Raw genomic sequence first — 12091 nt, forward strand, 5'->3', positions numbered from 1 at the left:
AAGCACGAACGGCAGCGTCAAGCGACACTGCCGTTCCTGCTCACCGCGCATGGCGTGGTGATGGTGTGACATAACCCGACCAGATTAACGGCTGGCGCAGAAACCGAACTCGGCCATGGCACCGGGTGCCAAGGTCTTGTTCCAATCCATGCCCGTGGCGCTGAGCGTGCTGCCGGACTGCGTCCACGCTGCATTCCATAGGTTGTTGATCGTGCCGCTGACCGTCTGTGTGACTGCCCAATTGCCGGGAGTGGTGCCGGTATTGGTGACTTGCACGCGGTCGCAATGACCGGTCTGCCAAGTGCTGTCAACGATGATATGAGTGCTGAAGCTGGGGCTGCCGGTGGAGCCGCCACCGCCTGTGGAGCTGCCACCACCGGTCGAGCCGCCACCGCCTGCAGAGCTGCCACCACCTGTCGAGCCGCTACCGCCTGCGGAGCTGCCACCGCCTGTCGAGCCGCTACCGCCTGTCGAGCCGCTACCGCCCGCGGAGCTACCACCACCGGTCGAGCCACCACCACCTGCTGAACCACCAGCGCCAGTGGAACCGCCACTGCTAGATTTTGCATTGATCTCCACTGCGCCGAGATCGCATAGCGAGGGATGTCGAGCGTAGCCGCGCTGATCGATTTCGCGGCAGTTCATGCCGGAGGCGTATGCAGGGCTATTTGCAGCAGGAAGCATGGTCAGGGTTGGACCACCATTGTTGTTAGGAGCGGACAGTAATGGATCTGCTGATTTGACCGAGCCAGATTTCAAGCAACTGAAGGGCCAGACTGCACCTTTCCCTGAGTGTTCAATGATGTTGTCGCCGCTGTTGTTCTGGCTGCTGCAGAACGAGCGTTCGGTCTTTGAGGTGAAGATACTGTTGTGAATGTCGAATCTGTCGCCGAACAGCGCTGGTCCCTGCGAATTTTCCGCGAAGGTGACATTGTTGAAGCGCACCGTGACATTGCCTTGATCGCCAACCGATGACGGCCACCCGGTATGTTGGATGACAGCGCCGACGTTCGATGCGGAGTTGCCATAAAATGTGCTGTTGCTGATGTCACACGCACCGTAGCAGTCCATATATAACGCACCGGCATTGCCATTGGCTGCCTTATTCGAAATAAAACTCGATTCGGCGACGTTGATGATGCCCGGTGTTGTCATGGTCGAACCCGAATGCGAAGCATCGGTGAACCCAAGGCTGATGCGGCCAGCGCCGCCAAGGCCGCTGGTCGCGACGTTGTTGGCGAATGTTGAATATTTCACGTCAATCGTGTCTGGCGCGTATGCCCAGAGTGTCACCCCTCCGGAGCCATTGGCGGCGACATTGTTATTGATCACTGTGCCGCAGAGCGACAAGGTGCCGCCGCTCCCCACTCCCCCGTGGATATACCCGTTAAGTGATGCGCCATCGGTGTCGATGGCGCCGCCACCGCCAAACTCACCGGCATCGGGAAAGCCCTGCGGAGGGTTGATTGCCTGATTTCCCACGAAATCCGTGTTGACGATCGTCAGGCGGCTGAGTTGGGTGTACAGCGCGCCGCCAAGCCATGAGGAGTTCTTGTAGAAGGAGCTTCCCACGATGGTGACATCCGCGTCGCTACCGGCAAACAGGGCGCCACCGCCGATGCTGCTGCGGTTGGAGAGAAACTGGCTGTTGATGATTTCCAGCTTGCTTTGGTAGCCGATTTTGATCGCGCCGCCACCCCAGGTGCCTGGGTCATAGGAGGTGTTTGACGGTGGTTGTACGGAGCTGCCGTTTTGAAGCTGTATGTTGCGCACCGAGAGTGCGCTCCATGAATTCACCAGGAAAATGCGTGTGGATTGCTGGCCATCCAGGATGATTTGGCCTTGCCCATCGATCACAGTCGGATTTCTTGAGTCGATCGTGATCGACTGGGTGACTGGAATGGTGAGTGGTTGTGTGCCGCAATTGAAGGTGACGTAGCCGCCCTGTGCGACAGCATTGGAAAGCGCTGTTGCGGTACAACTGGCTGGCGTGCCATTGCCAACGACCTTTGTCGCGCTTGGGGTTGGCCATTGTTGCGGAATAGCGCATTGTGGCACCGAGGGCGCGGCGGCAATTGCAGTTGCAGTGGTCATAATGGCAAAAATGCCAACTGCATTTGCTTTGGCTTTAAGTCTTGGAGTCGCGATCATGATGATGTTCCGTGATGACGGAGTGCAATGTGACGAATTGCACTATTTGAATTCGTGTGCGTTTGAAGAAACTTCCCATTACAACAGGGAGCACACGTTGGCTGATACGAGATATTAGGTTGACTTAATCCATGGCGACTTGAACGTAAGTTCCAAATCATGGATGTGAGCGAGTGGCGGGTCTGCAAGTGTCTACCGCTCGCGATAGGCTTTCTGGTCTGAGGTGGCTGCTCCAGCAGGATCAAGAGTCCTTTCTGCCGCGTCCACTGGCCTTGCTCCGGATGCTCGGCCTTATCGAGTGTGAGTTGGGTCGGTTTCTTTGCGGTGGAGTTACGCTCGTCTCGCTAACCGGCAAATCTGCACGCGTTCAGTCGTCGGCCAATCGTGCCCAGCGCTCGTGGTCGCGCCAGATTCCGCCGATACGCATGTAACGTGGTGAATAGCCTTCGCAACGAAAACCGGCGCGCTTTACCAGCGCCAGCGAGCGAGTGTTGTCCGGCTGGATATTGGCCTCTACCCGGTGCAATCCCAGTTCGGTGAACGCATAGGCCACGCACAGGCGCAGCGCATGGGTCATCAGCCCACGGCCTTCGCAACCGGCCATCGCGTGATAGCCCAAATAGGCGCTCTGGAAACAGCCGCCGACCACCTGGCCGAAAGTGAACAGCCCTGCCAGCGCGTCGCTACTGCGCTCGCGCGCGAGCAGCGCGATGTTGCTGCCGTCCAGGGTTTGGGCATACCAGGCTTCGAAACCAGGCACGTCGGTGAACGGATACGCCCAAGGATGATGCAGGGCGATGCTGGTGCGATGCGCTTGGATCAGTGCGATGCCGTCGCGCTTGCGTACCCGCTTCAGCGACACGGCCTCATGCGCAGCCTGGCTCGCGCTCTGGCCCATGGAGTCAGGCCGGCGGGACCGCTGCGCCGCTATCGTCGCGACGCATGATCTGGGTGTGACGTGCTTTGAATTCCTCGAAGCTCAGGCCCTGTGCCAGCGCATCGGCGTGCGCGGCGTCCTTCAGTGCATCCGAGTACATCAAGCGTACCGGTGTGCCGGTGCGTTCGTGCATTTCCGCTGCCTGCATGATTAGTGACAGCACCTGCGCCGCACTCTCGCTCTGTCCGGCGATGCGTCCGTCCATGCCCAGCACCCATTCGCCGTCGCGGCGCACGATTCCGGCCAGGAGCGTGCGTTGCTGATCGCGCAGTTCCGCGTGTGCCTCGATCTGCGGGCTCAGGGTGGCAACCTCGGCACGGTGGCGCAGGCGTTCGGCCAATTTTTTGCGTAGGTCGCGGCGCTGCTTGGACTGGATGGACATGCGATTCCCTCAACGGTGACCCGAGGACGATAGCCGAACCACGCCTTCGTTGCTCATAGAGGGTCTGTCGGTTCCAGTAACGGCATCTGCGTTTCCGGCTTCGGCAGGGGCGTGCCGCTGCGCCGATCCCGATACCAGAATGCCCATCCAAGCAGGAAAAACCCGCCCGAACCCAGCGCTAGATGCAATGGGTGGCCACTGAGCAACGGCGCCAATATCCCCGCCACTGCCACACTCACCATGAGTTGCATGAATGCTTGTAGCGACGAGGCCAGTCCGCGCTGGCGTGGATACATGTCCAGCACGGCGAGCCCAAGGATTGGGAAGATCAACGCCATGCCCAAGCCACCGCCGAAAATCGGCAACACCGCCCATGGCAGCGCGATCTGTGGTGCCAGCGCGGTATAGGCGATGTTGCCAGCCACCGAGACACCACAACAGATGAAGCCGATGCGGACCTGGCGTAATGGCCCGAGTTGGCCGGCCATGCGTCCGGAGAGAAATGCACCCAGGGTCATGCCGCCGATGGTGGGCATGAACAGCCAGGCAAAATCCTGCGCGCTCATGCCGAGCAGGTCGATGACGAACGCTGGCGCCGAGGCGATGTACAGGAACACCCCGGCGGAGTTGAACGCACCGGCGGCGGCCAGGCGTTGGAAACGTGGGTTGAACGCGATGCTGAGGTAATTGCGCAGGAGCGTGCGCGGTGCCAATGGCGTGCGTATCTGCGCTGGATGGGTTTCCGGTAGCCAGCGCAGCGTGGCGAGCAACAGCAGCGAAGAAAACCCGACCAGCCACCAGAAGATCATTGGCCAGTCGTGGCCACTGCTCAGAATCCAGCCGCCGATAATCGGTGCGATGGCCGGGGCGATACCGAACAGCATCGACACGTGGCTCATGAGCCGTTGGGCATCGTCGCCCTGGAACAGATCGCGGATCACCGCGCGGCCAACGATCATGCCGACGCCGGCGGAGATGCCCTGTAGCGCCCGGAATGTCAGCAGGGTCGGCAAGTCGCGCGATAGCGCACAACCGACCGAGGCCAGAATGAAGACCGCCAACCCACCGACGATGACCCGCCGGCGTCCCCAGGCATCTGACAGCGGTCCGTGCGCCAGGCCCATCAGCGCATAGGCCAGCAGGTACACGCTGACCGTCTGCTGGATTGCCACGGGATCCTCGTGCAGGCGCTGCGCCAGTTGCGGGAACGCCGGGAAAATGGTGTCGATCGAGAACGGGCCGAACATCGTCAGTCCAGCCAGCAGCAAGGTCATGCGGCGGGTGGACACGTTCGTGAGGGACATTCGGACATCCTGATAAATCGGTCGCACACACGACCATCCAGTCCGGCAATGGACAGGCGTGGGAGAATAGGGTGTGGCTATGATACGCGCCAGCAGCGTCGCTGCACACAGACTACGTTGCCTATTCAGCCTGATATTGCTCGATTCCAGCGGCCGTGGACGGTGCTGGCTGCGCTATAATTAATCTGCAATATGGTGGGAGAAGCGGGGCAACCCGCTGCCGAAGGCGCAACGCCCGTAATCGCTCAGGCCCGATACCACCCGCACCAAGACTCTGGAGAGACCGGTCAAACCCGGCGCCGAAGGGGCACGAAGCGCAGCGCGATGCACAGCGGCTTCCAAACTCTCAGGCAAAAGGACAGAGGGGCACATTTGGGAGGCGCGCGCTTCTCGTCGGCCAACCGCCTCGGCGGTCGTGCCGCAGCATACGCGCGCCTGCTTCTCGTGCCTTCCTCTGCCGGACTCTCTCCATGTCTCACACCTCTTCGCTGCGCGATCTCGAACACCACTCGGCTTTCATCGAGCGCCATATTGGCCCGAACGATGCCGAGATCGCGCAGATGCTGCGCACAGTCGGCCACGACTCGCTGGATGCGCTCACCGATGCCATCGTGCCTGGCAGCATCAAATCGCCGGCTGCGTTGGCGTTGCCCGAGGCGATCACCGAAGAGGAGGCACTGGCCAAAATTCGCGCCATTGCCGATAAAAACAGTGTGTTCCGCACCTTTATCGGCCAGGGCTATTACGGCACCCACACGCCGAAGGTGATTCTACGCAACATTCTCGAAAACCCGGCTTGGTACACCGCCTACACCCCGTATCAGGCAGAGATTTCGCAGGGCCGCATGGAAGCGCTGATCAACTTCCAGACCATGTGCGCCGACCTCACCGGCATGGAGATCGCCAATGCCTCGCTGCTGGACGAGGCTACCGCCGCCGCCGAGGCGATGACCCTGGCCAAGCGTTCGGCCAAGGCCAAGTCGGATATCTTCTTCGTCCACGATGCGGTGCATCCGCAGACCCTGGAACTGCTGCGCACCCGCGCCGAGCCGCTGGGGATCGTGCTGCGCGTGGGGACACCTGAGGAAGCGCTGCAGGCCGAATGCTTCGGCGTGCTGTTGCAGTATCCGGATAGCTTTGGCCGGCTCCATTTCGACTCGGTCGACGCGCACGCCGCACTGGCCGCCGCCGTGCATGCGCGTGGCGGTCTGGTCGCCGTGGCCACCGACCTGCTCGCGCTGACGCTGATTGCCGCACCTGGCGAATGGGGCGCGGACATCGTGGTCGGCAATTCGCAGCGTTTCGGCGTGCCGTTCGGCTTCGGCGGTCCGCACGCGGCGTTCATGGCCTGCCGCGACGCATACAAGCGCTCGATGCCGGGGCGTTTGATCGGCGTGTCGATCGACGCGGCGGGCAACCCCGCCTATCGCCTCACCTTGCAGACTCGCGAACAGCACATCCGTCGCGAGAAGGCCACCTCCAACATCTGCACCGCGCAGGTACTGCTGGCGGTGATGGCGTCGATGTACGCGGTTTACCATGGCCCCGAGGGTCTGGTCCGCATCGCGCGGCGCACCCACCGCCTGGCTGCGATCCTGGCTGCTGCGCTGCGCGGCGCCGGCGTTGCCGTTGGCGCGCGCTTCTTCGATACCCTGCACGTCACCGGCGTGGATGCGCAGACGCTGCATGCCAAGGCGCATGCGGCCGGGATCAACCTGCGTGCGATCGACAGCGCCTCGTTGAGCATCAGCCTGGACGAGACCACGACGCGCGCCGATGTGGTCGCGCTGGCGCAGTTGTTCGGTGTGCAGGCCGACGTCGATGCGCTCGACGCGATCACTGTCGACGCGCTGCCGGCGCAATTGCAGCGTCGTAGCGCGTTTCTGCAGCATCCGGTGTTCAACACCCATCACAGCGAGCACGAATTGCTGCGCTACATGCGCGCGCTGGCCGACAAGGATCTAGCGATGGATCGCACGATGATCCCGCTGGGCAGTTGCACGATGAAGCTCAACGCCACTGCCGAGATGATCCCGGTGACCTGGCCGCAGTTCGGCGCGATCCATCCGCTGGCACCAGCCGCACAGAGCGCCGGTTACGCACAGTTGATCGACGAACTGGAAGCGATGCTGGTCGAGTGTACGGGCTATGACGCGGTCAGTCTGCAGCCCAATTCCGGCGCGCAGGGCGAGTACGCCGGCCTGCTGGCGATCCGCGCCTATCACCGCGCACGCGGCGAAGGCCATCGCGATATCTGCCTGATTCCCGAATCGGCGCACGGCACCAACCCGGCGTCGGCGCAGATGTGCGGCATGAGCGTGGTGGTGACCAAGTGCGACGGTAACGGCAACGTCGATATCGAAGACATCCGCGCCAAGGCGGCGAAGTATTCCCAGCGTCTGGCCGCGTTGATGATTACTTATCCCTCCACCCATGGCGTGTTCGAGGAAGACGTGGTGGCGATTTGCGAGGCCGTGCATGCCCACGGCGGACAGGTCTACACCGATGGTGCCAACATGAACGCGCTGGTCGGCGTCGCCAAACCCGGCAAGTGGGGCTCGGACGTGTCGCATCTGAACCTGCACAAGACCTTCTGCATTCCGCATGGCGGCGGTGGCCCGGGCGTCGGTCCCTGCGCGGTGAAAGCGCATCTGGCACCTTATTTGCCCAAGACGTTGCCCAATGCCGGCGAAGAGCAAAAAGTTGCCGAAGAGGGTGGCGTGGGCATGGTCAGCGCTGCCAGTTTCGGCAGTGCTTCGATCCTGCCGATCAGTTGGATGTACATCACCATGATGGGCCGCACCGGCTTGCGCAAGGCCACTCAGGTCGCGCTGCTCAACGCCAACTACATTGCCAAGCGTCTGGCTCCGTACTACAAAACCCTGTACACCGGCCGCAACGGGTTGGTCGCACATGAGTGCATTCTCGACGTGCGCCCGCTGGAGAAAACCAGCGGTATCGGCGCGGAGGACATCGCCAAGCGTCTGATCGATTTTGGCTTCCATGCCCCGACGCTGAGCTTTCCGGTTGCCGGCACGTTGATGGTGGAGCCGACCGAGAGCGAATCGCAGCACGAGTTGGACCGCTTCATCGAGGCGATGATCCAGATCCGCGAGGAGATCGCCGCGATCGAAGACGGCCGCCTGGACCGCGAAGACAACCCGCTCAAGCACGCCCCGCACACCGCCGCGCAGGTCACCGCCAGCGAATGGACCTATGCCTATCCGCGCGAGCTGGCAGCGTTCCCGCTGCCGAGCCTGAAGCAACAGAAGTATTGGCCGCCGGTGGCACGCGTGGACAACGTCTACGGCGATAAGAACGTGATGTGCGCCTGCATCCCGGTGGAGGCATACAAGGAAGACGTGTTGGTCTGAACCGCGAGCATCCTCCCGCGCTCGCATCTCCCGGCCTCTTCTGCGAGGCCGGTGGGGAACCCGAGTGAAGTCGGCTTTCCAGCGCCTGGCCATATGAGGCTGGATCCCCCATGCCACCCAAAGGGCGGATGGGCTCGGGGCGGTCCCATGGAAATGAATTCTGGTGAAATTTTCATCACACCGTTTGACACTCTTGTTTCACAGGGCGGTATCGACCTTATCCACAACGTTATGCAAAAGTCATCCACACCCCCTGTGGACAACGTCTAAGCGACCGAGTGGCATCGAAAAGAACATCAAGCCATTGATATAAAAGATAATTTTATGTTAAAAACTTGGAAAGAGTGATGGCGTTTCCACGCCGTCGGTAGGCGGCGGCATCAGCCGAGGAAAAACTTATCCCGTGCTGAGTTGGCACTCCCTACATCGGATGCGGGTGAAGGGTGTGTGAATTCTTGACGTGCCCGTCACCTCTGCTGGCATAAGGTCACGGGCTTGCATTGCGCTTTCGGTGCACAGCGACCATCGCGAGCGATGCTTTCCGCTTTCATGCTGCGCAGTTGCGTATCTGTTTCGATCCTATACGTCTGCCTGGCCTGCGCAAGGCGACCGCGCGTGTCCGTTCGCGCAGTTGCGCCGGTCGCAGTGCTCCTCCACCGGGGAGGCTAGCGCGCCCGTATGATAGGGAAAGCCACTCGTCGCCTGGTTTAGATCGCTCCCGTTTGGCTGAAAATTCGAGCGACGTGCAGACCGGGATCTTGTTGCAATGCCGGCGTGGGTAGATCCGAAGTGTAAGTGGCCATGGCGAGCCGTGCAGACACGCGCGTCCAGTCGTCCGGTAAGCGGCGCACAGTGTCTCCCCCATGTGCTGCCGCGTGCGCTGCTGCATTACCATGCCGCGTGACCCACAGCGAGCCATGCCATGCCCGATAGCCTTCGCGATCTGCAGACCGCCCAGCGTGCTTTCGCCGACGCTCGCGATTGGGGCCAGTTCCACAGTCCGCGTAATCTGGCTGCGGCTCTGTCTGTGGAAGCGGCGGAGTTGCTCGAACATTTCCAGTGGCTGGACGACACGCAGAGTCGACATTTGTCCGACGACAAGAAAGCGCAGGTGGGCAGCGAGATCGCCGACGTGCTGCTTTATCTGCTGCAATTGTGCGACAAACTCGGCATCGATCCGATCGATGCGGCGCAGCGCAAGATGCAGGTGAACGCGGCTAAATATCCGGTGGAGCGGGCCAAGGGCCGTATCACCAAGTACACCGAGCTGTGAATATGCTGATGCCGTCATGCGGCAAACAGATGTCGGCGTTGTTGAGCAGTCCGGCAATGGCCGCTGGCTCATGCGCTGACCATGCAGATAGCGTGCAGGTACAAGATGACGTTTCGCCCGCATCGGGTTAACGTTGCGCTTGGCACAATGATGGCGTGACTCCACGCCTACCCCAGCATCGACCCGACGCATGAACGCAACGCCCAAGACGACGCCTGACATGAATAAAACCCTCCGTCCCGTCCACGATGTCGATCGCACACCCGCCAGCGCCAAGCCGACGACCCGCAGTCAGTCGGTAGCGTCTCACGCGGTGTTTCAATCACCGCTTTCCGCAGGCGATACGGACAACGCGCACGTGCAGTTGCGCGCGCAGCGTGCGCGACGGATGGCTCAACTGACCGCGATCGGCAGCGTTGCCGCGTTGGCGACGGTTGCTTTGATCGCATGGCGTCGTATGCGCCGCTAGCAGCGCACGGGAAAGCTTGCAGGCGGGGGGGGGGGCGCGCACGAGGGATCGGAATCGTCAAGATTTCCGAGCAATCTTGGGTGTTGGATGAAGCGTTGTCTACGCAATGAATGGGGGGAGTTGCCGCTGTGTTTCAGCGAGCTGCCGCTGTCGATGTGTCCCAGCCGCACAGATGTCCCTGGTTCTGTTGCTTGAGCCACTCCTGCATCGGCGCGAAGTATTCCAGTAGCGGGCCGGCATCCAGGCGCTCGTTGCCGGTGAGTTCCTTGAGCGTGGTCTGCCAGGGTTGGCTCGCGCCACGTTGCAGCATCGACCAGAATTTCTGTCCGGCTTCCTTGTTGCCGTAAAAGGTGCAGGCGTAAAGCGGGCCTTTGTAGCCGGCCGCATCGCACAGACTCTTGTAGAACTGGAATTGCAAAATGTGCGAGAGGAAGTAGCGTGTGTACGGCGTATTCGCTGCAACGTGGTATTTGGCGCCTGGGTCGAAGAACGCCTCGTCGCGCGGCGTAACCGGGGCCACGCCCTGGTATTTGGCCTTCAGTTGCCACCATGCTTGGTTGTAGCGCTCCGGTCTGATCGAACCGTCGAACACGCCCCAGCGCCAGCGGTCGATCATCAGCCCGAACGGCAGGAACGCCACTTTGTTCAATGCCATACGCATCTGTGTATTGATCAGCGCCTCGCGGCTGACTTGCGGCGTCTCGGCCATGCCGATGGAGTGCAGGTACTGCGGCGTCAGCGCCAGCACGATGGTGTCGCCGATGGCCTCGTGAAAGCCATCGTTGGCGCCGCTCTGGAACAGTGGCGGCAGCGTGTCGTAGGCCAGGTTGTAATAGACATGCCCCAGTTCGTGGTAGATGGTGGCGAAGTTTTCTTCATCCGGTTTGATGCACATTTTGGCGCGCACGTCGCCGGCCATGTCCATGTTCCATGCACTGGCATGGCAGTCCACATCGCGATCCAGTGGCTTGATGAACTGGCTGCGGCTCCAGTAGCTATCGGGTAGCTTGGGCATCGCCAGAGAGGTGTAAAAGTCCTGTGCGCGCTCGGTCATCTGCTTGGCGCTGAGCAACTGCGCTTCACGTTGTGCCATGAACCGTGCTTCGGGCGAGGTGTCGCCTTGACGCCGCGCCAGTGCCGCGCTCAGGTCGCTCTGGTATTGCCGCTCCAGCGCATCGGTGATGTCGAGATTGCTCGCATCAGGGTAGGGCTGCAACAGATCCCAGCGATTGCTCCAGTCCTGCTGCCACATGTTGCCAAGCAGGTGGGCCGGCAGCAGTCCGCCTGCGACTTCGCCCTTGTCCTTGCCGTATTCGGCGTCGAGCTTGCTGCGCGCGTAGCAATGCAATTGTTCGTACAGTGGTTTGACTTGAGCCCATAGCCTGTCGGTCTCGGCGATGAGTTGCGCTGGCGGCATGTCGTAGCCGCTGCGCCACATCGCGCCAGTGTCGGCATAGCCCATCTCGCGTGCGCCTTCGTTGACCAGTTCGACCAAGCGCGGGTAGTCCTGGCGCAGCGGTTGTGCGGTGGCGTGCCAGCTTTGCCAGGCGTCCAGTTGCTGGTCGTAGTCGCGACTGCGACGCAGCACGTCCTCCAATTCGTCCAAGCGTCGGCAGTGGCGCGCATCGCCTTCACCGCTGCAGGATGTGGCCACCGCATAGGCGCCTTCCATCTTTGCGGCCAGCGCGGTGAGTTCTGTCAGCTTGGCCGGGTCGCGCGGCGCTGGCATCGTGGTCATCTGCTTGAGCAGTCGCAGCGCACGTGCGCTATCGGCCGACATCGGTTGGCCCTGGTAGCGTTTGGCCTGAGCGATCCAGCCGTTGAGCGTGCTCAACCAGCGTGCGTTGGCTTCGGACGCCAGTCGCTGTGTGTCGGCGTTGATGTAGGTGGCAGACAGCCATTGTGCCCTGGTCAGTTCCGGGAGCAGTTTGCTGCGGTACTCCTCGTTGATGCGGGCCACGAATTGGTCTGCACTTTCGCCGATGGCATGTGGCGTGGCGGGTGCGACGCTCTCGGGTGCGGCATCCTTGCGGCACGCGGACAAGCACAGCAGGCTCGCGCCGATGCACAGCGCGAGCAGCGGGAGGCGGTGGTTCACGGCGAATCCTTGGGCGGTGTACAAGGAAGGCTAGTGGGCCGTCAGCTAGGCTGCAAGCGCGGCGTTGCGGTGGGCCGCGCGCGGTGCGCACGATGGCGACGTC

At 61.6% G+C, this 12091-nt stretch carries 8 protein-coding genes and 1 riboswitch; of the genes, 3 read left to right on the forward strand and 5 right to left on the reverse strand.

All coding sequences use genetic code 11. The annotated features are described in order from the left end of the window. Positions 1-84: 84 nt before the first annotated feature. The 4 genes from XALGPE39_RS04005 to XALGPE39_RS04020 form a co-directional block, all read right to left on the reverse strand. Complete coding sequence (locus XALGPE39_RS04005) at positions 85-2151, reverse strand: cellulose binding domain-containing protein (protein WP_343123012.1); 2067 nt, start codon at positions 2149-2151, stop codon at positions 85-87. Positions 2152-2518: 367 nt separating this feature from the next. Continuing rightward, positions 2519-3049 (reverse strand): GNAT family protein, encoded by a 531-nt coding sequence (locus XALGPE39_RS04010; protein WP_045727085.1) that lies wholly within the window; start codon positions 3047-3049, stop codon positions 2519-2521. Positions 3050-3053: 4 nt separating this feature from the next. Beyond that, a complete protein-coding gene (locus tag XALGPE39_RS04015; protein WP_045727086.1) occupies positions 3054-3470 on the reverse strand; it encodes a hypothetical protein in 417 nt (138 codons plus the stop codon). Positions 3471-3523: 53 nt separating this feature from the next. After that, positions 3524-4774 carry a multidrug effflux MFS transporter gene (locus XALGPE39_RS04020; RefSeq protein ID WP_045727087.1) on the reverse strand — a complete coding sequence of 417 codons (1251 nt, stop codon included), beginning with the start codon at positions 4772-4774 and terminating at the stop codon, positions 3524-3526. Between the two features lie 264 nt (positions 4775-5038). Then, positions 5039-5146, forward strand: a riboswitch (glycine riboswitch). 98 nt (positions 5147-5244) lie between these two features. Between XALGPE39_RS04020 and gcvP the strand changes: the two genes are divergently transcribed. The 3 genes from gcvP (at position 5245) to XALGPE39_RS04035 (ending at position 9890) form a co-directional block, all read left to right on the forward strand. Then, a complete protein-coding gene (gene gcvP / locus XALGPE39_RS04025; RefSeq protein WP_045727088.1) occupies positions 5245-8148 on the forward strand; it encodes an aminomethyl-transferring glycine dehydrogenase in 2904 nt (967 codons plus the stop codon). A 922-nt stretch (positions 8149-9070) separates the two neighbouring features. Further along, positions 9071-9421, forward strand: coding sequence for a nucleotide pyrophosphohydrolase (locus XALGPE39_RS04030; protein WP_045727089.1), 351 nt, complete (start codon positions 9071-9073; stop codon positions 9419-9421). A 190-nt stretch (positions 9422-9611) separates the two neighbouring features. Next, on the forward strand, positions 9612-9890 hold the full coding sequence (locus tag XALGPE39_RS04035; protein ID WP_152624812.1) for a hypothetical protein: 279 nt from the start codon (positions 9612-9614) through the stop codon (positions 9888-9890). A 133-nt stretch (positions 9891-10023) separates the two neighbouring features. Here the strand turns inward: XALGPE39_RS04035 and XALGPE39_RS04040 are convergent, their stop codons facing one another. Continuing rightward, entirely contained in the window at positions 10024-11988 is a 1965-nt protein-coding gene (locus tag XALGPE39_RS04040) for a M2 family metallopeptidase (protein ID WP_045728946.1), read from the reverse strand. Positions 11989-12091: the final 103 nt, after the last annotated feature.

Source organism: Xanthomonas sp. GPE 39 (genome assembly GCF_000963005.1).
GTDB lineage: Bacteria > Pseudomonadota > Gammaproteobacteria > Xanthomonadales > Xanthomonadaceae > Xanthomonas_A.